Source organism: Cnuella takakiae, from assembly GCF_001953305.1.
In the GTDB taxonomy this organism is placed as follows: Bacteria; Bacteroidota; Bacteroidia; order Chitinophagales; family Chitinophagaceae; genus Flavisolibacter; species Flavisolibacter takakiae.
Genome location: NZ_MTFE01000010.1, coordinates 1,645,893 through 1,671,932, shown reverse-complemented (window position 1 = coordinate 1,671,932; position 26,040 = coordinate 1,645,893). Strand labels below are relative to the sequence as shown.

The following is a 26,040-nucleotide window of genomic DNA, read 5'->3' as shown; positions in this document are numbered from 1 at the left end:
CAAACTCCAAACTCCAAACTCCAAACTCCAAACTCCAAACTCCAAACCAGAAACAAAAAACTAAAAACCTACTCTTCCCTTCCGCCCTGCTGCTTCCTTGCCATCAGCAGGTCTTGCTTCAGCAATTCATTCTGCTTAAAAGCTTTTACTTCTGAACGCAGTTCTTTTTTGCGTTCTGCTGTTTTAAGGGCGGGAGCATTGGCGTTCAGCTTTGGTTTTCCGGCATCGACCCAGCAGGTGTACCAGAAATCGGAGATGAGCCGTGCAGAAGCCAACAAGCGGTCGTTAACCGTAGTACCCAGGGCTTTGCCGTAGGCGCGGGCAAAGGCGCTGGTATAGCTGCGGCTCTGACGGCCATTGCGCATCTGGTATCGGTACTTGGTGCTGTCGGTAAAATTTTTAGACACTTCCTTTTCCAAATTCAGCACGCCATCCAACAGCTGAAATCCGCCGCGGCAGGCATTCCAGATGGACTCCTCAGGGTTCTTCAGGTAGCGGGCACGATGGCGTTGATACAGGTTGTAGTTGGTCAGCTCCAGTTCGGGTACGGTACTTTCCCACAAGCTGTGCAAGCCTCGCTGGTTGGACAGCTGTCCATCGTAGTTTTCGGTGGTATGCAGGGGCACATGTGCATCGGCAATATAGTGCCCCAGATCAGCAGCATAAAACAGGATGCTGTCCTTGTTGCCGGCCCGCATGGCATTGGTCAGCTTTACCTTCATATTCATCACCACGTAGGGCACATAACCATATTTCTCCAGCGAGTCCTTGGTGTATTTGGCAACGGCAGCCTCCCAGTGGTAAGGCATTTTCCACAACGAAGAGTCGCCGTAAGGTTCCGCGTCAATAAAGTGCTTGGGCGCTTCGGTTTTATCGGAGTTGCGGCGTTCGTCGGGGCGTACCGAGTTGCGCACGATGTATTCTTTATTGGCGTAAAAAAACTGGCGCAGGTCTTTGGGCAATTGGTATACGGCCAACTGGTTGACGGTGCGATGCACCAGAAAACCCCAGCCCGAAAGCAGGAACAAACCACAAAGGAGTGCCACGGAAAACAGCAGCGAACGCTTCATCACAAAAAATTTGCGCGAAGTTGCGCCAAATTTTTCAAGCCCTGCAGCTCAGATGCCGCTTAACTAAAATTTAAGCCGCTTGTCCTGCCCTACTGCGAATCCATTCCTACCCCGATAGCTTTGGGTGATAATTGAAGTTCGGGACCGACAAACACTGCTATCTTTAATATTAAAGCCAACTGCACTAAGCTGCACACCGTTCACAAAAACACACACCATGCATCTCCTGGAAGCACGCCACCTCAAAAAGTATTATGCTACCCAAAAAGCGGTGGATGATATTTCTTTCGCCATCGAACCCGGAAAAATATTTGGCCTCCTGGGCCCAAACGGCGCCGGAAAAACCACGCTCCTGCGTATGATCACCGGTATCTTTTTCCCTGATGAAGGACAGATCCTGTTTGAAGGCAAGCCCTTCGACCCGATGAAGGATATTGCCCGTATCGGTTATATGCCTGAAGAAAGAGGCTTGTATAAAAAGATGAAGATCGGCGAGCAGGCACTTTACCTCGCGCAACTACGTGGTCTTTCCAAAACCGAAGCCATGGCCGGCATCAAGGAATGGTTTGTAAAACTGGAAATGGAAAGCTGGTGGAACAAAAAAGTGGAAGACTTGTCCAAGGGCATGTCGCAAAAACTGCAGTTTGTAACCACGGTACTGCACCAACCCAAACTCATCATCCTCGATGAACCCTTTAGCGGCCTCGACCCGGTAAACAGTAATGTGATCAAGGAAGAAATTCACGAACTGGCCCGCAAAGGCGCTACCATTATCTTCAGTACCCACCGCATGGAGCAGGTAGAAGAGATCTGCGACCAGATTGTATTGGTAAATAAAGGCAAGAAGATTTTGGATGGCACCGTAAAAGAAGTAAAACAACAATATAAGCAGCACCTTTTCCGGGTTGGCTTTGAAGCGATGCCAGCCCTCGAACAAACACCGGTATTTACGGTTGCCGATACCGGCAGGGATCATGCCCTTACCCTCAAGATTAATGAAGGTTACGGCCCCAACGCGGTGCTGCAAACCCTGATTCAACAAGGCGCCGTTATTCATTCCTTTAATGAAGTGCTGCCTTCACTGAACGACATCTTTATCCAACTGGTAGAAGGAACACCGGCCACCAGGCAGTTTAGTAAAGTAATTAGCTAATTGGATAATGTGCTAATGTGCTATAAACAGTCCTCCGAATATCATGCGCTGATCAATGTAATTCGGTGCAAACCAAACAAAGACCCCAACAACTTATACTAACGCAACATGAGCAAGATCTCCATCATCATACAACGCGAATACCTGAGCCGTGTTCGCAAAAAGACATTTATCCTTTCCACCATCTTAACACCGCTGGCCATGGTGGCGGTGCTGGGTGCAGTGATTTGGATTACCGTTAAAAATGTACGCAACGAAAAAGTGGCCGTAGTAGACCCACAAGGCGTTTTGAAAAGCACGCTGCCTTCGAGCAAATCGGTGAGTTACCAGTTTGTGGCTGATGCCGATACCGGCAATTACACCGATAAAGGATTTACCGCCATCCTGATTGCGCCCAACACAGGCATCAACAAAGGCAGCAACTTCAAACTGGTGTCGGAGAAAAGCCTGAGCCGCATGTCGAACGAACGCATTGAACGCGACATCAGCCACGCATTGGAAAACAACCTGATTTCCACGCAACTGAAGATAGACCCGGCACTCATCGATTCATTGAAAAAGCAGGCAGATGGCGTAAGCATCGAAGCCGTGAAAAAAGATGAACTGGGTGAACTGTCCTCTTCCAACTTCGACCTGGCAAGTGGCCTTGGTTATATCACCGCCTTTCTTATTTACATCACCTTGTTTGTATACGGCGTAATGGTGATGCGCGGCGTGATGGAAGAAAAAACAAACCGCATTGCCGAAGTAATTATTTCCTCGGTAAAGCCATTTGAATTGATGGTTGGAAAGATCGTAGGCATTGGTGCGGTGGGCCTTACGCAATTCCTCATCTGGATCGTGTTGCTCTTTGGTTTATCAACAGCTATGTCGGCGCTGATCCCTGCCGATGTAATGGCACAGGCGGCACAGGCAAGTAATGGCATGCCCGGCGGTGCCGGCAATGCTCAGGCATCCGATGCCATCCGTAATATTGCCAATGCACAGGCCACGCTGTCTACCATCAACTGGCCCGTACTCATTGGTTGTTTTATCTTTTACTTCCTGGGTGGTTACCTGTTTTATGCTTCCCTGTTTGCAGCCGTGGGCAGCGCCGTAAACGAAGACGCACAGGATGCACAAAGCCTTACTTTCCCCATCACCATTCCCATCATCCTGGCCATTGTGATCATGATCAACTCCATCAACGATCCATCATCATCGCTGGCCACATGGGCGTCCATCATTCCCTTTACCTCACCCATCGTAATGATGTCGCGCATACCCTTTGGTGTTCCCGATACGGTGCCCTACTGGCAGCTGGGCTTGTCCATGCTGTTGCTGGTAGCGGGCTTCCTGGCAACATCCTGGCTCAGCGCCAAAATTTACCGCACCGGTATCCTGATGTATGGCAAAAAGCCTAGCTGGAAAGAGATGCTGAAGTGGGTAAACCGGTAACCAGTGATGGGCAGGATTTTAAAAGGATTTATAAGATCCTTAAAAAACTGGACTACAAAAAAAAATTACAAGTTCTGATGAACAAAAATGCTCTACATCTGGCAGAGCATTTTTGTTTTGGTTAATCTGCATTCATCGTAAGAACCCTTTTGCATACCGCCTCTTATTAATCCTTTTAAAATCCTGCCCATCACTGGTTCCTGTTAAATGTTCCGAAAAATCCCTCCCCTTCCACCCACTACGAATAAAATCGTATAAATTGTACGAAACATTTCGTTCAACCCAAAACCAAACATCATGTATTACCCGATCAAAAGACTGATGGTACCCGTTTTAGCCTTTGGACTGCTGGCCACCCTTACAGCCAACGGACAAAAGAAAACGCCTCCTCCCCCACCACCTCCTCCGCCTGCTGTCAGTGATGCCGCACCTGCACCCAAACCACCGGCCCCGCCGCGCATCAACGATTTTGATGACGCACGCCGTGAATTGGACCGGGCACAGTCGGAATTACAAAAAGCCATGCGCGACCTCAAAGTACCCGAACCGCCACAGCCACCGCCCAAAGTAGACTGGGATGAAATAGAACAGGACCTGAAAGCCGTGGATTCGGAAAAGATAAAAGTGCAGGTGGAAGAAGCGCGCAAGCAGGTAGAGAAAGCCAAACAGCAGGTGGCAATTTCCATTAAAGAACAGGAAAAAGCCATGGCGCAGGTGCAGGAAATGCGGCCGAAGATTGAAGCGGAGATGAAAAAGGCACAGCTGCAAATGGACCATGCGAGGAAAGAGATGGAAGCTTATGAAACCTTTGTAAACAACCTCGCTGCCGACGGACTCCTGAATAAAGCAAGTTACCGGGTAGAACACAAAAGCGGCAAACTTTATATTGACGGTAAAGAACAAACCGAAGCGGTTTATAACAAGTACCGCTCATTTTTGGAGCAACACAAAAATGTACGCATCACCAAAGATGACAATGGATTAAATATCCGGAAAGACTAACCAATCTATCACAAACAAAAGCTCCTGTACCCTTCGCATTACCAGCGTATTGGGCACAGGAGCTTTTGCATATATGCGTACCTTGTTTCCTAACCTGATACGATGAAACCACATAAGCCTGCGGGACCGGTCAACATGTACTATATCGCACACGTGTTGCCCCCCGAACTGGACACTCCGATCCAACGCATTAAGGAAGACCTGCACCAACGATTTGGTTGTGCAGTCGGGCTGAAATCGCCTGCCCATATAACCTTACTCCCGCCTTTCTGGCTTGCGCCCGACAAGGAACCCTTATTAAGGTCCGACCTGAAGCAACTGGCAGCAAGGATTGCGCCTTTTCCACTGCACACAAAGGGCTTTGATTCGTTTGGGAAACGCACCTTCTTTGTTGCCCTGGAGGACAGTGCTGCATTGCAGCAATTGAAAGTCCAGGCCGATGACTTGTTTACCGGCAATCCTGCTTTTGGGTTAAAAAAAGAGGTCCGCCCTTTCCACCCACATGTTACCCTGGCAACACGTGACATAAAGCCATCTGATTTTGTAGCAGCCTGGAACCTGTACCAGGATCAACAGCTGGTGGATACATGGCAGGCCAACACAGTGTCTTTGTTGCGGCACAATGGCCGAAAATGGGATGTGGTTGCCACTGAAGGGTTTGGGGGAAGCTAACCAGGCATTTAAAAAGACAATGCAAAAGAAAGGGTCCGCTTGCGGACCCTTTTTGATATCATTATTTTCGCAAGTTTATTCTTCATTTCCCAACATGGGCAGCAAACCGGGCAGCCAGTTGAACTCTTCTTCTTCATCCATACCAATGTTGATCTGTACGCCTTCATCGGTGCGGATGGCTACTTTTTCGCGGGTTACTTTCCTGAAACCCTGGTGTTCGAACACAAAGCGGTATACACCAGATTTCAATCCATCGAAGTAGTACTGGCCATTGGCATCGGTGGCTACCGACATTTCCTTACGGTTGGCCGAATAGGCAGTTATGGTAACATTGCTGATGGGTTTGCGGCTCCCCGACTGGTATACGCTTCCATTGAGTTCGGCTTTGGACAGGTTTTCCAGTACCGGCTCGCCACCGGTATGGGCCCTGGCGCAAAGGGCAGTAAGGGTAAGCATGGAAGCTGCAAAAGCGGCTTTACAATACATCTCATTTGGTTTAAGCAGTTGAACCCATCTCACAAAGCAGGGGGCACAGGAGCAAATGTAGAATAATTTCGAATGCGTCGCAGTGCAACGGTATATTCTGCCATCATATTTTCAACAATTTTGCCGGCCGGAAGAATGCCATCTAATAAGGCACTTACCTGGCCTATCTCCAGTTCGCCCTGCTCCAATTCGCCTTCATACATACCTTTCTTCGCACGTCCCCTGCCCAACAAAGCTTTCAGTTCTTCAGCCGTAGCGCCCCTTTCCTCTGCCTCCTGCACGGCTTCAAAAAAACCATTGCGCAGCAGGCGCACCGGTGTCACGCTTTTCATCATCAGCCGGGTATCGCCTTCGTTGGCAGCTACAACAGCATTCTTGAAATTAACGTGCGCAGCAGCTTCCTCAGAAGCCACAAAACGACTGCCTACCTGTACGGCCTGTGCACCCAGCGCAAAAGCGGCCAGCATCTGCTCGCCGGTGGCGATACCGCCGGCTGCAATCACCGGTATGGACACCGCCCGCGCTACGGCGGGAATCAGCACCATGGTGGTCGTTTCCTCCCGGCCATTATGACCACCGGCTTCAAAGCCTTCTGCTACCACGGCATCGCAGCCAGCCTCTTCGGCTTTACGTGCAAACTTGCTGCTGCTCACCACGTGTACTACCGTAATACCATGCTGCTTTAAAAAGGGCGTCCATGTTTTGGGGTTGCCAGCAGAGGTGAAAACAATGCTCACACCTTCATCAACAATTACCTGCATGTGTTGCTCCAGGTCGGGATACAACAAGGGTACATTCACACCAAAGGGCTTGTCGGTTGCTGCCTTGCACAACTGTATCTGTTCACGAAGTTCGTGCGGGTACATGGAGCCTGCTCCCAGCAGCCCTAGTCCACCGGCATTGCTTACAGCAGATGCCAGTTGCCACCCCGAGGTCCATACCATGCCAGCCTGGATGATGGGGTAGGTTATGCCAAATAACAAAAACTCCTTATACCCCCTGTCCCCCTGAAGGGGGAACTTAGGCCCAACCGTACTATTATCTTCAGTCATGTCTTTATTTGAAGTGTTGAAGTTAAGCGCCTGCCCTGTTTTCTAGATTTGATTGATGGTACAAAAAAGCCACCCTTTAAAAGAGTGGCGCTGAAGTATAAAAACCTATTCGACCTAAGTTCCCCCTTCAGGGGGACAGGGGGTATGTGTTTTTACCCCAAATCAATATTGGTATTATCGCCAATGTTCAATGTTCTGCTCTCTCCCCTGATGCTGGTATCGGAGCCAATCAGCGACTCATCCAATACGATATCAAAAAGATTGGCATAAGCACCAATGATACTTTGGCGAATGATGGAAGAATCGACCGTGGTGTTTTCGCCAATGGTAACATTAGGCCCAATGATGGAATTGCGGATGGTACAGCCTGCGCCAACACTTACGGGTTGAATGATGACGGTATTTTCAAAAACATCGCTGGGCTCCGTTTTGCCGCCAAACTTCTTCAGCAGGGTAGCATTGGACTCCAGCAGGGTTTCTTTTTTACCACAGTCGAACCAGCTTTCCACTTTAAAAGGAACGATCTGCACACCGCGGCGGATCATGCAATCCAATGCATCGGAAATGCTGTACTCGCCGTGCGCCTTGATACCCTGGCGGATATTGGTTTCCAGGCATTCGTACATCATATCCGACTCGCGGATCTTGTACACGCCCACCAGCGCCAGGTTGGACTTCGGAATCTGGGGCTTCTCCACCACGTGGTTCACCACGCCTTCCGCATCCATTTCCACTACGCCGAACTCGCGGGGATCGTCCACCTTTTTCACCCCCATCATCGAATGCGGGTTGTTGAGCACCTTGCGCACATCGTACTCGCAAATGGTATCGCCCAAGACGATAAATATTTCATCGCCATCTACAATGCTGCGGGTTAGGCGAAGGGCATGGCCAATTCCTTCCCGGTTGCTTTGCCGAACAAAATGGGCTTCGATCTGCGGGTAGTGTTGGTTCACATAATCCTGGATTTTCTCACCCAGGTAACCAACAATAAAGATGAATTCCGTGATGCCAGCGTCCAGCAATTGGTCAACAATGATAGAGAGAACAGTTTTTCCGGCCATGGGGATTAGCGCCTTGGGCTGGGTATATGTATGTGGCCGGAGTTTGGTACCGGCACCGGCCACAGGAATGATTGCTTTCATGATGTAGTTTTTGGATGGGGCCGCAACGGCATTGCCGTATGCGTCCATCTGGAGCTATTAACCAGGGCTATGCCCGGGCAAGGAAGCGGACGAAATTAACCATTTTACCCTAATCAAAAACTTAGCCTTAGCTAGGCTATTCGGCAGGGTGCACTTACCTTTGCGGCACCTTGGCCCCAACCCCGGTATTGAGGGGAAGGGCTGCCATACACAATGCCTGCTTTGCAGTAAGAATAGGTGCGTAAGGATGGAAGGTAAATGCAGGAGTTGTGTCGGGACAACTTTTCGCTCCGGGTACAGGAGCGGCGAGCCTGGAGGTATGTACTACTTAAAACTCCTTCTTCATGCAAAGAGACAACCAGGTTTTTGACCTGATTAACCAGGAGCTGCAACGCCAGCGCCAGGGTATTGAACTGATCGCCTCCGAAAACTTTACTTCCCTGCAGGTAATGCAGGCCATGGGCGGTGTAATGACCAACAAATACGCCGAAGGTTATCCCGGCCGCCGCTACTATGGCGGTTGCGAGATCGTGGACCAGACCGAGCAGCTGGCTATTGACCGCGTTAAGCAGGTATTCAATTGCGCTTACGCCAACGTGCAGCCCCACAGCGGTGCACAGGCCAATGCAGCCGTTTTCCTGGCAGTGCTGCAACCCGGCGACAAGATCCTGGGCCTCGACCTGAGCATGGGTGGTCACCTTACCCACGGCTCACCGGTGAACTTCAGCGGCAAGATCTACGAGCCGCATTTCTACACCGTAGAAAAAGAAACCGGCCTGGTAAACTATGCACAACTGGAAGAAGTTGCCCGCCGCGAAAAGCCCAGGATGATTGTTTGTGGCGCTTCGGCATACAGCCGCGACTGGGACTTTGCCCGCATTCGCCGCGTGGCCGATGAAGTAGGTGCTTTTGTACTGGCCGATATCGCCCACCCCGCAGGCCTGATTGCCAAAGGACTGCTGAACAATCCTTTTGACCATTGCCATTTTGTAACCTCCACCACGCACAAAACTTTGCGTGGTCCCCGTGGTGGTGTGATCCTGATGGGTACTGATTTTGAAAACCCCATGGGCCTCAAAGACCTGAAGGGCAATATCCGCATGATGAGCAACCTGCTCGATATGGCCGTATTCCCCGGTATCCAGGGTGGTCCGCTGGAGCACGTGATTGCTGCAAAAGCGATTGCGTTTGGCGAAATCCTCTCCGACGAGTTTACCCAATATGCCCACCAGGTGCAAAAGAATGCACAGGCAGCTGCCAAGGCTCTTGTTGATTTGGATTACCACATCATCTCGGGCGGCACCGACAACCACCTGATGCTGATTGACCTGCGCAACAAGAATATTACCGGTAAAAAAGCCCAGGAAACTCTGGACCGTGCCCATATTACCCTGAACAAAAACGCGGTGCCTTACGACGATAAAAGCCCCTTTGTTACTTCGGGTATCCGCATTGGTGTACCTGCCATCACCACCCGTGGCATGCAGGAAGCACACATGGTGCAGGTAGTGGAATTCATCGATCGTGTACTGATGAACATCGACAATGAAACAGAAGTGGCCAATGTGGCCAAAGACGTACACAAGTTTATGGAGCAGTTCCCGCTGTATCCTGAACTGGGATAATCGACTGATTTAATATAAAGACGCTGCCGCAGGGTAGCGTCTTTTTTGTTACAGATCTTCCATTGCTTCAAGAGATGGAAGATCTGTCCGGAATTCCTTTTATTTGCCCCTGATTGAACCAACTAAACCCGGCATCATGATTCAAAGAATACAAAGCGTGTGGCTGCTGCTGGCAGCAGGACTGGATGCGATAACCTTCAGACTGCCTTTTTTCAGCGGCGACTGGATCAAGGATAAGTTTCTTGCAGTTATTGACCTCAATGCCACCACCACCATCTGGCTGACGATTGTTTCCATAATTGTAGGTGCACTGGCACTGGCCAATATCTTCCTGTTTAAAAACAGGTCACTGCAATTGAAGCTGTGTTACCTGGGTATTGTGCTCAGCCTTGGCTTACTGGCTATGTACATTTTAGAGATGCAGAATTTTATTGGCGGCACGATTTCCATCTGGGCCCTGTTTTACTTCCCCATCCTGCTTTGCTTTATTTTTGCGGCACGGGGCATCAAGAAAGACGAGCGGCTGATTAAAAGCCTGGACCGCCTGCGTTAATTTCTTTTCGTAAGATTTATCAAAAGAAACGGCGTATACCCAACTGGGTACACGCCGTTTCTTTTAAACTCTTCTTCAGGTCAGCATATTCAGCCTTCTTAGCCAGTTAAAATCCGCAACTGTTTACATAATGCGTGCATACAACTTATCCCGATACAGGGCTCCTCACCCATTTATAACCGCTGCTCTGTCCTTAGATGTAGCAGCCTGTTATTAAACCAGTATGATACGCTTTGCCTCTTTCCTATTCTACTAAAAACAATTTTGCAGAGTGCTGTGCGCCTGCTATCCTGAAAATATAAGTTCCCCGGGGCAGCATGGGCAACGATACAGTTCCCGCAGCTATGCCACCTGCATGCTGCAGGGGCTGTTGCCACAGCTGCCTGCCACTTGCATCCAACACCTGCAATTGATAGCTGCCAGCCGTAAGCTGAGTGGCATAGTGCAACTGTCTGCCCTTTAACGGCGCGGGATAAATGTTTAATTCCAAGAGGGAATAATTGCTTGCCCAGGAAACTTCAGCACTGAACACAAATTTGCCATCCTGCTCCACTGCTTTTACGCGGTAAAAATGACTGCCACTCAGTGGCCGCTGATCGGTGTATAGGTAATGCACGGCCCCGGTTTGGTTGTTGCGGGGTACCACGGTTCCGATGGTGCGGTAGTTTTGTCCATCTGCCGACCACTCAATTTCATAACGAACCAATGATTTTTCATCAAAGGTTGTAAATGATAGCAACCGGCTATACCCCTGTTCCTGCAGCTGTACTGACCCAAAAGTTACCGGCAGGATGGCAGTGGCACTGGCCAGCACAAAGTCGCCGTAATCATTGTAACCATTCAGGGTTACCGACCTTACGGAGCCGCCTGTCGGTACTGCATCCTGCAGACCACCCGCCTTTAACCAGGTAGCGGCGGGCAGGTTCCATACCTGCACTTTATCTGCCGAACTGAAGTTGATGCCCAACTGGCCTGGATCTCCTTCGTCATAATAAAAGCTAAAGGCCGGAGCAACAGGCGGCACGGTGCTTACACCAACCCGCCAGGTACGATTAACCGCGGCCTCTTTGCCCGTGGCTTTCACACTATCAATAATTGCTACCCGGTATTGCCTGTTCTGTCCGTTACTTACCTGCAAAGGATTAAAAGTGGCATTGCCTACCGGGAAAAGAAAACCGGTACCGACCGTAGTTACTAATCGCCCGGCGCTATTCGTTTGAACATAGGCGCTTGCCCTTGCACCCTCAATGATATCAGCGGAAAGATCAAAGGAACCCAAGGCAAGTTTACCCTGGGTAAAAACTAATTTACCAGACAGTACCACATTGCCCCCGATATTACTACTGCCGGTTACATACAAGCGGTTGTAGGCACCGGAAGGAATCACTGCACCGGCATTGGCCAAGCGGCTGGAGCTGTTGCGCAGATCAATAGCGCCGGCAGGAATGATTTCGAAATCGGTAGCATTATTGTTTCCGTCCACGCCGTCTACCTTTCGGCGGTAAGCTCCGGGTGCAGGCAGTACGGGTAGCAAGCTGCCTTCAAAGAAGGTACCGCCACTTGCGTTGCCATAACCAACAGCATCTACAACCAGGTTGTCCTTACGTCGTACCAGCGCGATGTAGCCATTATCCTGGATGCCACTGCCTGATGTAAAGTCGCGAGAGATAGCAACTGTTTGGCCTACAGTAACTGGAGTTGTTGTTGGTGCCAGCAACCAAAAGCTATGCGCCTGAAGGCTACTTCCTAGTACTAAGGGCAATCTTCCTGCACCGGCAGGGCTTTGGTATTGTAGGGTAAGATCGGCAAGGTTGAAAGTTTTGCCCGTTGTGTTCACCAGTTCATAAAACTCGTCTGATGCATTTAAGTAACGAGGGCTGAACCCATTGATCAGCACCTCGCCTGGTGCGGGAATTACCCGGGTAGTTGCGGTATCCTGCAGGCCTGTGCTCCAATTGGTGCCCCTGCGCGAGTAGACTTTAAAATAATAAAGTGTACCTAGACCAAGACCTGTGACCAGTGCCGACGTACCAGGCCCTTTGTACACTACTTTACCGCCGTCAAAAGAAGTACCATTGCCGCCAAAAGAAGCTGTAGCAATATAGGCACTTCCATCCCCTGCGGGAATGCCGTTGATACCAGCTCCGGCTTTGGCAACAACCAGGTATTCCTCCACGCATCCTGTTGGAGGCGTCCACTGCACCGACACTTCTGTTTGATCGGGGTAAGGATTAACAGCACTTACATTCTTAGTCCCATATATAATTTCAAAAGTGTTACTCACAACACCATAAGCATTATTACCATTGGCTCTAACCCGGTACCGCGTGCTACTGGATAAGCCTGCAGGTATAATGATAGAGACGGAACCAGTAGAGGAAGGCGCATTTATACTTCCGATTGAAATGGCTGTTGCAAACCCTCCGGTGCTATCGCTGAGGAATACATTCAGGCTGGTGGGCATAGGGCCGGAAATAGAATAGTTGATGGTTGCAGTTGCACCCGTATTGGCATCCACACAAAGAGACAGCGGTGTAACACTTTGAATGGTGATGGCAGTTGCGCAACTATGAACAGGAGCGGCCGCATTGCGTGGCGACGGGCCATATACCAGGAAATCTTTGTCATTATCATTACTGTCGCGGCAGCCATTCTCCAGCCGGTGTGCCGCCGTGTTGTTGGCCAGCCCGTTGGTACCATTGGTGCCTTCATAGCAATTGGCAGAACCATAGCCTACAAAGTCCACAATACCAGTACCGGTGGGGGCACAACCAGCAGGCAATAATGTCGTGGTATTTACCAAGGCAAGTTTACCGGAGCCGGTGGCAATATTGAACGAAGCAGTGATATTGGCTGCAGGCAATGGCAAGCCAACCGATCCGGCTGAACCCAACTGGACCAGGAAGTAACCTCCCGGAGCAATACTTCCCGAAAGGTTGACCATAGTACTGCTTTCAAAGTTCCCTGCTTGTGCAGCATATTGCAACGACCAGCCATTCAGGCTTACCGCAGCCGCAGTAGGATTATACAGCTCCACAAAATCGTTGCGGTATTGCGCACCGGTGTTGCCGCCACCGCCATAAACCTGACTGATGACTACAGTGGAAGGTATTTGTGCCCAAACAAAAGTAAAAGGCACACAGGCCAGGAGGAAGGCAAGCAGGTAGGTTCGCATGAAAAGCGTTTTGGTGTGGGTGAAAACAAAAAGCGCCGCACTCCACTGGAGTACGGCGCTTATACATTGAAGTTAGAAAGCCTTTTTACAAAAACAAAGCAGTACGGCTTTCTGATATTTTCTTTAAACCTTCTGGTTTCCCGGCATATACCAGTTCGCCCCCACCATCACCCGCTTCAGGGCCAAGGTCGATGATCCAGTCGGCAGAGCGCATCACATCGGTGTTGTGTTCGATTACCAATACCGAATGCCCCTGGTCGATCAGTGCATTGAAGGAAGCCAGCAGTTTTTTGATATCGTGGAAATGCAAACCGGTTGTTGGTTCATCGAAGATGAACAGGATTTTACCGGCCGACTTACCCTTACCTAAGAAAGAAGCCAGCTTTACCCTTTGCGCCTCGCCACCCGACAGAGTATCGGAAGACTGCCCCAGTTTTACATAACCAAGACCCACTTCACTGAGTGGCCTGATGGCCTGGAGTACCGACTTTTCATCCTTGAAAAATTCTATGGCCTCATCCACGCTCATCTCGAGCACTTCAAATACGTTCTTGCCGTGGTAGGTTACTTCCAGCACTTCCTCTTTGAACTTATGGCCGTGACATACTTCACAGGTGAGGTGCACATCGGCAAGGAACTGCATTTCCACGATCTTTTCGCCTTCACCCTTGCAGGCGTCACAGCGGCCACCGTCTACGTTGAAGGAAAAATGTTTGGGTTGGAAACCACGCATTTTGCTCAGCGGCTGCACAGAGAAAACATCGCGGATGCAATCCCAGGCTTTCACATAGGTAACCGGGTTGGAACGCGATGATTTACCGATGGGATTCTGGTCGATCATTTCCACTGCCGTGATGGCTTCCACATCGCCAGTAATGGCCTGGTGAAAACCTACCTTGTCGGCAGGCTCTCCCTGCAGCTTTTTCAACCCGGGAAATAATATTTGCCGAACCAGTGTTGATTTACCACTGCCACTCACGCCGCTTACTACGCAAAGCACATTCAACGGAAATTCAACCGTGATGTCTTTCAGGTTGTTTTGACGGGCGCCTTCCACCACGATGCTTTGCTTCCATTTGCGCACCTGCTTGGGCGCATCGATGGACAACTGCCCGCTGAGGTACTGCCCGGTAAGACTTTGGGGATTGCTGATGATATCATTGTAATTGCCTGCGGCAATCACTTCGCCACCCAAATGCGATGCAAGCGGCCCCATGTCGATGATATGATCGGCTTCCTGCATCATCAGTTCATCGTGCTCCACCACCACTACGGTATTACCCAGGTCGCGGAGGTCTTTGAGCACACGAATCAGGTTATGTGTATCGCGGGGATGCAAACCAATGGAAGGTTCATCCAGGATGTATAATGAATTAGTGAGGTTGGAGCCAAGGCTGCGGGTAAGCTGTATCCGCTGGCTTTCGCCACCCGACAAGGAATTGGCAAGCCGGTTGAGGGTAAGATAACCCAGGCCCACATTAAGCAGGGTATCGATCCGGTTTCTTATTTCCAGCACCACCCTTTTGGCTACGGTTGCATCGTATTCCGAAAAGCCCGTAACGGCTTTGTCGAACCAAACTTTAAGGTCTCTTACCGGCATCTCGCTCAGCTCGCCGATATGGCTGCCCGCTACTTTTACATACAAAGCTTCCTTGCGCAGGCGGTAGCCTTCACACTCGGGGCATTTAGTGCGGCCCCGGTAGCGGCTCAGCAACACGCGGTACTGCACCTTGTACAGGTTGGCTTCCACTTCCTTAAAAAAGTCGTTGATGCCATACACATGCTGGTTGCCTTCCCACAGCAGCTTGTACTGGGCTTTGGTGAGATCGGCAATGGGTTTGTGCACCGGGAATTCGGAATGGCGGGCAGCCCGTACAAAGTTTTCGCGCCACTGGCCCAGTTTCTCTCCTTTCCAGGGCGCTACGGCGCCTTCGTACACGCTCAATCTTTTATCGGGGATCACCAGGTCTTCATCAATACCCAGCACCATTGAGTAACCTTCACACACCGGGCAGGCGCCCAGCGGGTTGTTGAAGGAAAACAGGTTGGGCACCGGCTCTTCGAAGGTGAGGCCATCCAGTTCAAAGCGGTTGTTGAAATGCAGCAGGCGCAGGTCTTCATCTCCCCTTCCCGGGGCATCCACCTCAATGTATACATCGCCTTCGCCTTCGTAAAAAGCAGTACCGATAGAATCGCCGAGGCGGTGGATATCGTCTTCATCAAACTCCTTGGCTACAATCCGGTCGATGAGGATGTATACGTTTTCGGGGTATTGAAAAGCGGTATGGAAGTCCTCACTGCCTTCGGCAAGCAGGTCCTCAATGTGGTATGTTTCGCTGTGGTCGATGGGGTTTTCCTTTTGCGTACGCGAAAGGGCCGACACATAAATACGGGTAAAACCCTTTTGCATCAGGATATTCAGCTCCTCGCGGATATCGCGGTTCTGGTGTTGCTTGAACGCAGCCAGGATATACACCTTACTGCCCTCACGCAGGCTTTGGATGCCATTGATCACATCCTGCACATCGTCCTTTTTGACCTCCCGGCCCGAGATGGGCGAATAAGTGCGGCCCACACGGGCAAAGAGCAGGCGCAGGTAATCATATATTTCCGTCATGGAACCCACGGTACTACGGGGTGTGCGGGTCACCACCTTCTGCTCGATGGCAATGGCAGGTGCCAGGCCCTTGATGTAATCCACATCGGGCTTGTCCATGCGGTTGAGAAACTGGCGCACATAGGCGCTCAGGCTCTCGGCATAGCGGCGCTGCCCTTCGGCATACAGCGTATCAATGGTGAGCGAAGACTTGCCCGATCCGGACACCCCGGTAACCACAATCAGTTTGTTGCGGGGAAAGGAAACATCAATGTTTTTGAGATTGTGTACCCGGGCGCCCTTGATAAATATGGAATCATCGGCGGGCATTTCGGCTACTGCGGTAGCGCGGACAGACTTTTTCTTCATGGGAGTATTGCGCTGCAAAAGTAGCACCCGGCACCATAACGGCCGACAATGATTAACAGTTCTTTGCAGGCATAAAGAAGGCAACAGCCGAAAAACAATTTGCTGATTACAGAGTATGGGCTATTTTTAACCTACAAACCTATAGATACCTAAACAGTAAACCTACCCGCCTATCGCCCCTACTTCTACCCGATCCGTTTCGATTTATTGATAACCCCGGAATCTCAAACTGTAGGAGTAATATGACCCCATTATCTCGCCTGACCGATCATGAGCTGATCAATGCATTCATTGCAGGTAATGTAAACGCACTGGAAACCCTGATATTGCGCCATAAGGATAAATTGTATTCATCCATCCATTTCCTGATTAAGGACAAGTACCTTGCCGAAGATATCTTCCAGGATGTTTTCATCCGCATCATCGATACCATGCGCAGCGGCCGCTATACCGAAGAAGGCAAGTTTCTGCCCTGGGCCATGCGTATTGCACACAACCTGTGTGTGGACCATTTCCGCAAGGTGAAACGCACGCCTACCATCAAAAACAGCGAAGACCAGGACATTTTCGAGGTGCTGAACTTTACCGAAGACAGTGCTGAAGACAAGATGATCAAAACCCAAAGCCATCACCGGGTACGTGAAATGCTGGATAGGCTGCCTGAAGACCAGCGCGAAGTGATCATCCTCCGCCATTATGCCGATATGAGCTTTAAGGAAATTGCACAGCTGACCAACTGCAGCATCAATACTGCGCTTGGCCGTATGCGTTATGGCCTGATAAACCTCCGGAAAATGATGGTACAAAAGCAGATTGCGCTTTAGGCCTTGCAAAATTGTTAATTAACCTTAAGCTCTGGGCATTACTATACCTTTTGATTGTTTAAGTAATGAAATTTGACACCAAACTATTAATACTGCTAAGTGTCATGTAGCAGTCCGGAGCTATTTTTACACCGAACTTTTAAAGCGAATTTTTAAATTAGTTTAAACAATTTTGCGTACAATGACAGCTTAAAGCTGTTGTTCAACGATAGTCATTCTTTAGCTCTAACCGCACAATCTTCTCACAATGCTTGCCGCGGAAAGCTGTTAAAGAATGACGCCTAATTAAATACCCCTGTCCCCTCAAAGGGGGAACTTAGGTACAACCCCCTTCTTTAAACAACAAGGCCACTCCGTACAGAGTGGCCTTGTTGTTTTGCACTTCAACTTAAAATATTTTGCAGACTAGGCAAACACACCGGCCTAAGTTCCCCCTTTAGGGGGACAGGGGGTTGCGGTGCGCATCCAGCCCGCACTGCAGCCACTCGGCAAACTCTTTCGGGTCGGGAGTATAAGCCTTGGTGCGGGTCAGTGCCTGTTCGTTGGGGCTGATAATGGCGTACTGCGGCTGCGATACGGCGCCAAAGTTCTCGCTTTGAAACGTAGCCCACTTGTCGCCAACAGTGATGATGGGCTTTTCAACGCCCTGCTTGGTGGTATAGGTGGTCTGCTCCGTCAGGGCCAGCTTGCGGCGTTCATCCACATACAACGATACCACCACAAAATCTTCTTTCATCATTTTGGCCACCTTGCTGTCAGGCCACACCTTTTCTTCCATACGGCGGCAGTTCACACAGGCCCAGCCGGTAAAGTCGATCAGGATAGGCTTATTCTGTGCCTTCGCTACCCGCAATGCTTCTTCATAATCTTTCAGGGGTTCGATGCCCTGCTCGCAGTTTACGGGGTGCTCGTACAGGCTATAGCAAAGCGGGGGCGGGAAACCGGAAATCAGTTCCAGTTTTGCCAAAGGCGTATTGGTAACACCGGGAATAAGGTAAATGGTAAAGGCAGCAAACAAAGCCGTTACGGCAAGGCGGGCACGGGTAAACTTGGGTTTGGGCCCGCCAAAACGGATGACACCCAGTAAGTAGAGCACCAGTGCAATGCCGATAACAATCCAGATACCGATAAATACTTCACGGGGCAGGATGCGCCATTGTTTTACCAAGTCGGCATTGGAGAGAAACTTAACCGCCAGGGCCAGCTCCAGAAAACCCAGCACCACTTTCACGCTGGTAAGCCAGCCACCCGATTTGGGCAGCGATTGCAGCCAGTTCGGAAAAAGGGCGAAGAGCGCAAAGGGCAGGGCCAGGCCAAGCCCGAAGCCGCCCATACCAAAGGTGAGCTGCACGGCGCCGCCATTGTTAGTGAGCGCACCCGCCAGCAACGAACCCAGGATGGGACCGGTACAGGAAAAAGAAACAATGGCCAGGGTCAGGGCCATGAAGAAGATACCCCAGAAGTCGGAAACGCCTGATTTAGCATCGATCTTAGAAGCAAAACCGCCGGGCAACCCAATTTCATACAGGCCGAAAAAGGACAGTGCAAAAGCAATGAACACCACGAAGAACACCAGGTTCAGCCACACATTGGTACTGATATTATTCAGCACCTCGGGGTTGGCGCCTTCAACAATATAAAAGGGAAGACTCAGCAATATATAGATCAGGAAGATGCTAAAGCCATATTGCAGCGCATTGATAATACCCTTGCGGCGGGTGCCCGAACGTTTTGTAAAAAAGGAAACAGTAAGCGGGATCAACGGAAATACGCAGGGCGTGAGCAGGGCAATCAGTCCACCCAGGAAGCCCAGGAAGAAAATGGAAAACAGGCTGCGGTCCTCGGTGGTTTCATCGCCACAGGGCGACACGGCATTCTTTGGATTGAGCGATGGAATCAGGATGCGGGTACCGGCTTCTTTACCACCTTCGAGTGCCACGCGGAACTCCTGGGCGGTGCCGGGGTAAAACTCCTCGCCTTTGCCATAAGTATATAAAAGGGTTCCCTGCAGGTTGGCAGGAGCCGTACCGGCAATGTTGATTTCCCCTTTCCACACAGCTCCTTCACTGTGGAGGCGAACGGTAGTACCAAACAGCTCGCTGTTGGTTTCGGCAACCTTACCGCTATCCTTTAAAGGAGCAGCAAGCCTGATGGAGGAATCGGCAAATTGCAGCTCGGCCACCGGCACTTCATTGAGTACTTGTGGCGCATACAGCTGCCAGCTGGCAGCGGCGGGTGTGCTAAAACGAAGCTCGTAGCGCCCTTCGGCCAGCTTGCGGCTTTGCACCTGCCATTTAAAAGGAGCCGTTGCGCTATCCTGCGCCCCGGCAAATAAGATGATGAACAAAAAGGAAAAGATCCAGGCTAGCCGTAACCGTATCTGCATGCTGTAAAAAATTAAAGCGGGCCCCTGTCGGAACCCGCCTGCAAAGAAAGGTATTTATAGTCGGGAGTTTTTAGTTCATAGTTCAAAGCCAGTGCAGCTGCCTATGAACTATGAACTAAAAACTTTGAACTTACTTCAGTGCTACCGCAAAGTTCACGGTCTTGGGCGGCAGGCATTTTTCATCGTCACAGGTCTGAAACTCCAGTTTGCCGGTAACGGCAGTCTTGGCCTTACCCATCACTTTTACCTTTTGCACAAACTGCACTTTACCGCTATATTGGTTGGCCGACACATCCAGTTTGGCATCATGAAACTTTTCCAGCTTGCCGATTTCCCGCACCTTACCATCAAACTGCAACAGGGGGTTGCGGGTAAAATTGAAGGTGGTAGGCTGTGCAATGGCATCGGCAGGCTGGGCCTGGGCATACAGGTGCCATCCGGGCTGGATGGTGGCGGTGAGGTATACTTCGTACAGGTTCTCGGCCAGCTTCTTACTGCTATAGCTCCACGACACCGGCGAGGCCGTTTGTGCCGAGGCGCCAATGCCAACGAGGATGAACAGGGCAAGGAAGAATTGTTTCATGTGCTGTGGGGTTTGTGGTGCAAATTTCAGTTCCACAAAGATGCAGGGTTGTTAAGAAAACGCAAGTTGGGAAATAGAAGATTCAGGTGGCCAGTTTCCAAGTGGCCGGTTGCAGGGTACAGGTATTCCGGAAAAATTTCTTGAAATCTATACTCCTTTTTCCGCGTCCTCCGCTCCTCTGCGCCTTCCGCGTGAAACAAACCTTTGCCAATAAAAAACCCACAGATCAAATCCGTGGGTTTCAAATTTCTTATGGTATTATAACTAATGCGCTGCTACCAGCTGCTCCTTGATTACCGGGAACAGCATTTCAAAAATCTGTCGGCCATCGGTATTACCCAGGGCAGTGGAGCAAGCCCTTTCGGGGTGGGGCATCATGCCAAATACATTGCCTTCAGCATTGCGGATACCGGCAATGCTACGTACAGATCCGTTGGGGTTAGCTTCATTGGTAAGGTTTCCCTGCTCATCGCAATAGCGGAGCAGCACCTGGCCGTTGGCCTCCAGTGCATCCAAGGTTGCCTCATCTGCGTGGTAGCGGCCTTCGCCATGAGCCACCGGAATCTTCAGCACATTACCCTCGGCGTCTTTTACAAAAGTGTTCTTGCAGATAAACTTTTGGTGGTTGTTGCGCAACAGGGCACCGGGCAGCAGGTGCGATTCGCAAAGAATCTGAAAGCCATTGCACACACCCAAAACCTTACCACCGCGCTTGGCGAAATCAATCACCGCCTGCATGATGGGGCTGAAACGGGCAATGGCGCCGGTGCGCAGGTAGTCGCCATAAGAAAAACCGCCGGGCAGTACAATGCAGTCTTCGGTAGTAAAACCGGGCAGGTCGGCATCCTTATGCCAGAGCATTACTGCTTCCTGGCCAAGATCGTTCTTGAGGGCTTCGTAAATATCACGGTCGCAGTTGGAGCCGGGGAATACAACAACGCCAAATTTCATAATATGTGAATTGAGGTGCGAAGATAGAGGGATTTCGGATTTGGGATTTTGGATTTCGGCAGTTGACTAATAAACAAAGTCATAAATCCGCAATCCGAAATTACCTGATGGGCATATTACCGTATTGCAGGGCCAATACCCAAGCCACGGTACCCCAAAACAACAGCAGCGGCACCCATTTTTTAGTAGGATACAAATAAGCCGCTGCATGGAAAGCAGCAAATGCAGGCATGGCCAGCACCCAGTTGTGCCAGTCGTCGCGGCTATTGACAAAAGGAATGAGCAGGGCCAGCAACAGCCAGATCAGCACGATGCTCCAGTTTTTGCGCACCTGTATCAGCATCTTCCGCAGGTGATTCTGGATGTGGAAGGCACCAATAATAAATGGCAGTACCAGGAAGACCGCGGCAATGGCCAGCCGGAGTGACTGCTGCACATTGGGAACATCGAAATAGATAGACGGAAAGATATTGGCTACCGTAAGGCGGTCGCTGAGGAAAAGATAAACGGCAAAGAAGTAAAACGGGGTGATGGCGCCCAGTGCCAGCAACACCAGTTCGTTTACCCGGAAAGGCCGCAGGATAAGGATACCCAACAAAAGCAGCAACAGGAAGGCAGCCGCAGGGAAATAGATCAGGGCGCTTAGGCCCAGGATCAGACCGATATTGAATACCGTACTTTTTATCGAAGCCACATTATACACCCGAAACAAGCGCAGGATAGCCCAGATGATGAGGGTGGAAGCCAGCAGGGGCGGCGAAAAATAGTTCCACTCCGGCATCAGGGAGGTGATCAGCAGGTAGGCCATTGCCGGCAGAAAGCTATGCTTTGCGGTAAGCCGGTGTTCGTTCACGGCATAGTTGATCATCATAGCCTGGCCATACAGCAGCAGGAAAGCCGTCAGCGCACCGGTATAAAGGGCACCATTGCCATTGCCCAGTGCAGCATGCATCGAAGGATACAACAGCCCATCGGTTGGAGCGGCCTGTACCACTTGCGGATGTAGGAGGTAGGGCATTTTGATGAGCACGCCGAAAATCAGCAGTACCACCAGGTTGGCAGGCGACTTTTGTTTGAACAATCCTATCACCCGGCAATATTACAACCTAGGGCCACACCAAACCGAATACAGCCCTAAAAAGCCAAAAGGCAAAAGAATACCCCTAACCGGGACTATCCTTTTGCCTTTATACGCTTTGCAAAGCAAGGTGCTTACTAGCTGAAATCTACCCGTGCAAAGCAGATATAGTTGCGGTAATAACAGGGAATGATCATCTGCCTTGCCGATACCTGTTTGCCATACTTGGGCATAAACTCGTAACCCTTATCCAGGTTCTTCAGCGTGGGGTTGCGGTTGATTTCACCGTCGGCAGAAAGCGTAAACTGGTTGAGCAACAGGTTGCGCTTCTCTTCCTGGTTGAACAGGAAATGCGCCTGGCTGCCGGTGATCATCAGGTTGTAGGAAATGCGGTCGTCGCTTTCATCGTCAAACTGGCCTTTGTGGATCACGGCATTCCACTCGGGTTTGCCATCCCTGTCAAAAGCCAGAATGGTAATATTGTCGGCATGGTGGCGCACGGCCTGGTTACGGCCAAAAGCCTGGTTGCGCCAGTACCAGCTGCTGTACAGCGGTGAATAGGCATAGTAATCAAAAGTGCTCATGGGCATACCATAGAGGTAGTTCCACCGGTTCCAGTTGTTGAACCGCGAAGTGGTATAGTAAGCCTCGGCGCCAATGATAAAACCGCCATCCTTTTTTACAATCAAATTGCGGATGAAATAGTCGTTGAAAGCTGCCCTTGGGGCGGCTTCTCCCCTCGCCTCGTTACGCAGTTCATCGCCAAAGGTGACGGCATTCTGCATTACAGGCTGGCGGCTCACCTTATCCCAGCTCAGGAAATAGAACCCTTCGATATTCCCGCGGCGTTGCTTGTAATAAAAGGAAGTAAGGAAAAAGCGCTTATTGGCGTTGTCCACCTTTATATGGGGCTCATCGAGAAACATGCCCTCGTGCGGTACCGCGATGATCATCACCGAATCGGAGGTGGCGGGTTTCCACACCAGCTGGGTTTTGAGGATATTATCGTTGTTGTTGCGCGAAAAGCGGGTAAATACCAGGTCGCCGTCATTGTCTACATTGAACTTGTCCACGAAATCATCCTGGTCTTTCATATCCAGCGGAAAGGCCGTACGCTTGCGCAACTGCAGGTCCTTGTCAAACAGGATGGTGGTAATCAGGTACCGTTCCTTGTTGCGGCTGTTAATTTTGAACACCATGATATTGCTGCGGTCGTCGCTGCTGATGGCCGAATAAATACGGTTGCCACCCGAAAAACCAATATGGGAAGTATCGAGTTGCACAATCTCACCGCTTTTCTTGCCTTGTCCGTCCACTTTTACCGCGTCGCAATACACTACGTTGCGGCGCTGGTACTGGTATACCATCCAGGCATGATCGGCATAAGGAAAGAAGTCAATGTTGATAAGACGGTCGTAGGGGATATAATCATGGAGCACCCTTTCGGTTTGCTTCATGTCGTTATTGTACACACCAATGTAGTTCTTACCCGAAAAGTTTTTGTAGATCAGGTAATTGCCGCCAATCTTGCCAATTACCTCGAAGTTCATACGCCGGGTTTCGTCCCGGTCGGGTTCGGAATACAGGATTCTTTGACCAAAGGCAACGGGAGTTATAAGTACAGCCAATAAAAAAAGGACAAACCTTCCTGGGGTCATATTTACTCTTTTACAGTTCTAAAATAGCTTTTGCGCCTGTATATAGACGCATTAATTTTCAATAAGATGCACCTTATATACGCTTAAGACGTGCCGCTATGATGCAGAGGCGGCACTGGCACGCTGTTTTGGCATTTATTTTAACATTAGATTTATATCCACAGTTTGGGCCGGCGGCCACTTCCTAAAAAGCATACTAGTGAGAGTACCTACCAACAGAGTTACGGTTGCAGGATTAATTATAGCACTGGGCATTATTTACGGCGATATTGGTACCTCGCCCCTTTACGTGTTCAACGCCATCATCAATGGCCGCACCATTACCGAAGCCCTCATTGTAGGTTGTCTTTCCTGTATCATCTGGACCATCACCCTGCAAACCACCCTTAAATATGTAATGCTGGTGCTTCGGGCCGATAACCGCGGGGAGGGCGGCACTTTTGCGCTCTACGCACTGGTAAGAAGGCACCGAAGGTGGCTGGTACTGCCAGCCATGATTGGTGGGGCATCGCTGCTGGCCGATGGCATCATCACGCCACCCATATCCATTACTTCGGCGGTGGAAGGCTTGCAGGAACTGCCCGGCTTCCGCACTATTGAGCACTACATTGTGTACATCGTTGTGTCCATCTTAGGGCTTTTCTTTTTCCTCCAGCAGTTTGGTACCGCTTCCATTGGTCGCTTCTTTGGGCCGGTAATGATCACCTGGTTTACCATGCTGGCCCTGCTGGGCATCATACACCTGAGCGATGATCCTACTATTTTCCGGGCATTCAGTCCGCACTACGCCATACAGTTCCTGAGTACCTACCCACAGGCCCTTTGGCTGCTGGGTGCCGTTTTTTTGTGTACCACAGGCGCCGAAGCCCTGTACAGCGACCTTGGTCATTGTGGCCGCGATAATATCCGGGCATCCTGGATTTATGTAAAAGCCTGCCTGATTCTCAACTACCTGGGGCAGGGCGCCTCGCTGCTGCACTATCACAACGGCCGGACCATCACGCCGGCAATAAAAGAGCAGATGGGTATCAATGCCTTTTACGACCTGATGCCACAGTGGTTTATCATTCCGGGCGTGGTCATTGCCACCATGGCGGCCATCATTGCCAGCCAGGCCATGATCTCGGGTTCTTTTACCCTTATTTCGGAGGCCATGCGCCTCAACCTATGGCCCAAACTGAAAATCAGGTATCCCTCTGAGGAAAGGGGACAGCTTTTTATTCCTTCGCTCAACCTGCTCATGTTCCTGGGTTGCGTGGGTGTGGTACTGTATTTCCGCACTTCTTCCAGGATGGAGGCCGCCTACGGGCTGGCCATTGTGCTCACCATGCTCATGACCACCATCCTGTTTTCCAATTTCATGGTATTGCGCAGGGTAAAGCCGGTCTATATCTGGACCTTCCTGATCTTCTATTCGGTGGTTGAAATATTCTTCCTGGTGGCCCTGATGGAAAAATTCACCCATGGCGGCTATATCACCCTGCTGATTGCAGGACTGATGTTCCTGGTGATGTTTGCCTGGTTTAAAGCCCGTAAGATCAAGAACCGTTATGTGGAGTTTGTACGGCTGGAAACTTATATCCCCAAAATTCAGGAACTGAGCAACGACCGGTCGGTGCCCAAATATGCCACCCACCTGGTTTACCTGACCTCGGCCGACAACCCAAAGGAGATTGAACACAAGATCATCTATTCCATTTTAAACAAAAAGCCCAAGCGGTCGGATATTTATTGGTTCATCCACGTAGATACACTGGATGACCCTTATACCATGGAGTACAAGGTGGACCACATCATTCCCAACGATATAATCCGCGTGGAGTTCCGCCTTGGCTTCCGTATCGAGCCGCGCATCAACCTGATGTTTCGCAAAGTGGTGGAAGACCTGGTGGCCAACAAGGAAGTAAACATCACCAGCCGCTACGAAAGCCTGGAGCGCAGCAATATTGTGGGTGATTTTTCTTTTATCGTCATGGAAAAATACCTGAGCCAGGACAACGACCTGCCCATCTGGGAACGCATGGTGATGAAGTTTTACTTCTGGCTCAAGGAACGCAGTCTTTCCGAAGAGCGGGGTTTTGGTTTGGATGTCAGCAACGTAACAGTAGAGAAATTCCCGCTGATCGTATCCCCGGTTACCAATATCAGGCTGAAGCGGGTAGCTGTGGATTGATAGATTTTGGTTTTTGGTTTTTGGTCTAAAAGAAAGTGGCTGCATAACGAAT

At 50.3% G+C, this 26,040-nt stretch carries 19 protein-coding genes; 8 read left to right on the top strand and 11 right to left on the bottom strand.

Annotation, left to right across the window (positions count from 1 at the left end; translation table 11 throughout):
• Positions 1–68: 68 nt before the first annotated feature.
• Complete coding sequence (locus BUE76_RS07485; protein ID WP_073048665.1) at positions 69–1,070, bottom strand: zinc dependent phospholipase C family protein; 1,002 nt, start codon at positions 1,068–1,070, stop codon at positions 69–71.
• 217 nt (positions 1,071–1,287) lie between these two features.
• Between BUE76_RS07485 and BUE76_RS07480 the strand changes: the two genes are divergently transcribed.
• The 4 genes from BUE76_RS07480 to BUE76_RS07465 all read left to right on the top strand — a co-directional run bounded on the left by BUE76_RS07480 (position 1,288) and on the right by BUE76_RS07465 (position 5,334).
• Positions 1,288–2,223 (top strand): ABC transporter ATP-binding protein, encoded by a 936-nt coding sequence (locus tag BUE76_RS07480; RefSeq protein ID WP_073048667.1) that lies wholly within the window; start codon positions 1,288–1,290, stop codon positions 2,221–2,223.
• A 108-nt stretch (positions 2,224–2,331) separates the two neighbouring features.
• Complete coding sequence (locus tag BUE76_RS07475; protein WP_073048669.1) at positions 2,332–3,660, top strand: ABC transporter permease; 1,329 nt, start codon at positions 2,332–2,334, stop codon at positions 3,658–3,660.
• Positions 3,661–3,957: 297 nt separating this feature from the next.
• Positions 3,958–4,662: a hypothetical protein gene (locus tag BUE76_RS07470; RefSeq protein WP_073048671.1), complete on the top strand. Its 705-nt coding sequence runs from the start codon at positions 3,958–3,960 to the stop codon at positions 4,660–4,662.
• Between the two features lie 102 nt (positions 4,663–4,764).
• Positions 4,765–5,334, top strand: coding sequence for a 2'-5' RNA ligase family protein (locus tag BUE76_RS07465; protein ID WP_083596747.1), 570 nt, complete (start codon positions 4,765–4,767; stop codon positions 5,332–5,334).
• A gap of 75 nt (positions 5,335–5,409) precedes the next feature.
• Here BUE76_RS07465 and BUE76_RS07460 read toward each other — a convergent pair whose 3' ends face one another.
• The 3 genes from BUE76_RS07460 to BUE76_RS07450 form a co-directional block, all read right to left on the bottom strand.
• Complete coding sequence (locus tag BUE76_RS07460) at positions 5,410–5,820, bottom strand: carboxypeptidase-like regulatory domain-containing protein (protein WP_073048675.1); 411 nt, start codon at positions 5,818–5,820, stop codon at positions 5,410–5,412.
• Positions 5,821–5,849: 29 nt separating this feature from the next.
• The gene (locus BUE76_RS07455; RefSeq protein ID WP_083596748.1) at positions 5,850–6,872 is read right to left on the bottom strand and encodes an NAD(P)H-dependent flavin oxidoreductase; all 1,023 of its coding nucleotides are present in this window, start codon (positions 6,870–6,872) and stop codon (positions 5,850–5,852) included.
• A gap of 152 nt (positions 6,873–7,024) precedes the next feature.
• The gene (locus BUE76_RS07450) at positions 7,025–8,017 is read right to left on the bottom strand and encodes a sugar phosphate nucleotidyltransferase (RefSeq protein WP_073048699.1); all 993 of its coding nucleotides are present in this window, start codon (positions 8,015–8,017) and stop codon (positions 7,025–7,027) included.
• 344 nt (positions 8,018–8,361) lie between these two features.
• Between BUE76_RS07450 and BUE76_RS07445 the strand changes: the two genes are divergently transcribed.
• Together BUE76_RS07445 and BUE76_RS07440 are read left to right on the top strand one after the other, a co-directional pair.
• The gene (locus BUE76_RS07445; protein WP_073048677.1) at positions 8,362–9,642 is read left to right on the top strand and encodes a serine hydroxymethyltransferase; all 1,281 of its coding nucleotides are present in this window, start codon (positions 8,362–8,364) and stop codon (positions 9,640–9,642) included.
• 136 nt (positions 9,643–9,778) lie between these two features.
• Positions 9,779–10,195 carry a DUF4293 domain-containing protein gene (locus tag BUE76_RS07440; protein WP_073048679.1) on the top strand — a complete coding sequence of 139 codons (417 nt, stop codon included), beginning with the start codon at positions 9,779–9,781 and terminating at the stop codon, positions 10,193–10,195.
• A gap of 244 nt (positions 10,196–10,439) precedes the next feature.
• Here BUE76_RS07440 and BUE76_RS07435 read toward each other — a convergent pair whose 3' ends face one another.
• Positions 10,440–13,370 (bottom strand): lamin tail domain-containing protein, encoded by a 2,931-nt coding sequence (locus BUE76_RS07435; RefSeq protein WP_073048681.1) that lies wholly within the window; start codon positions 13,368–13,370, stop codon positions 10,440–10,442.
• Between the two features lie 85 nt (positions 13,371–13,455).
• Positions 13,456–16,335: an excinuclease ABC subunit UvrA gene (uvrA, locus tag BUE76_RS07430; RefSeq protein ID WP_073048683.1), complete on the bottom strand. Its 2,880-nt coding sequence runs from the start codon at positions 16,333–16,335 to the stop codon at positions 13,456–13,458.
• Between the two features lie 242 nt (positions 16,336–16,577).
• Between uvrA and BUE76_RS07425 the strand changes: the two genes are divergently transcribed.
• The gene (locus BUE76_RS07425; protein WP_073048685.1) at positions 16,578–17,159 is read left to right on the top strand and encodes an RNA polymerase sigma factor; all 582 of its coding nucleotides are present in this window, start codon (positions 16,578–16,580) and stop codon (positions 17,157–17,159) included.
• Positions 17,160–17,595: 436 nt separating this feature from the next.
• Here BUE76_RS07425 and BUE76_RS07420 read toward each other — a convergent pair whose 3' ends face one another.
• The 5 genes from BUE76_RS07420 to BUE76_RS07395 all read right to left on the bottom strand — a co-directional run bounded on the left by BUE76_RS07420 (position 17,596) and on the right by BUE76_RS07395 (position 23,707).
• Positions 17,596–19,545 carry a protein-disulfide reductase DsbD family protein gene (locus tag BUE76_RS07420; protein ID WP_083596751.1) on the bottom strand — a complete coding sequence of 650 codons (1,950 nt, stop codon included), beginning with the start codon at positions 19,543–19,545 and terminating at the stop codon, positions 17,596–17,598.
• Positions 19,546–19,675: 130 nt separating this feature from the next.
• Positions 19,676–20,128 (bottom strand): protein-disulfide reductase DsbD domain-containing protein, encoded by a 453-nt coding sequence (locus tag BUE76_RS07415; protein ID WP_073048703.1) that lies wholly within the window; start codon positions 20,126–20,128, stop codon positions 19,676–19,678.
• A 264-nt stretch (positions 20,129–20,392) separates the two neighbouring features.
• The gene (gene purQ / locus BUE76_RS07405; RefSeq protein WP_073048689.1) at positions 20,393–21,079 is read right to left on the bottom strand and encodes a phosphoribosylformylglycinamidine synthase subunit PurQ; all 687 of its coding nucleotides are present in this window, start codon (positions 21,077–21,079) and stop codon (positions 20,393–20,395) included.
• Positions 21,080–21,179: 100 nt separating this feature from the next.
• The gene (locus BUE76_RS07400; RefSeq protein ID WP_143157484.1) at positions 21,180–22,169 is read right to left on the bottom strand and encodes a hypothetical protein; all 990 of its coding nucleotides are present in this window, start codon (positions 22,167–22,169) and stop codon (positions 21,180–21,182) included.
• A 125-nt stretch (positions 22,170–22,294) separates the two neighbouring features.
• Positions 22,295–23,707 (bottom strand): hypothetical protein, encoded by a 1,413-nt coding sequence (locus BUE76_RS07395; RefSeq protein WP_143157485.1) that lies wholly within the window; start codon positions 23,705–23,707, stop codon positions 22,295–22,297.
• 307 nt (positions 23,708–24,014) lie between these two features.
• Between BUE76_RS07395 and BUE76_RS07390 the strand changes: the two genes are divergently transcribed.
• Positions 24,015–25,988 (top strand): KUP/HAK/KT family potassium transporter, encoded by a 1,974-nt coding sequence (locus BUE76_RS07390; RefSeq protein WP_073048695.1) that lies wholly within the window; start codon positions 24,015–24,017, stop codon positions 25,986–25,988.
• The last annotated feature ends 52 nt before the right edge of the window (positions 25,989–26,040 follow it).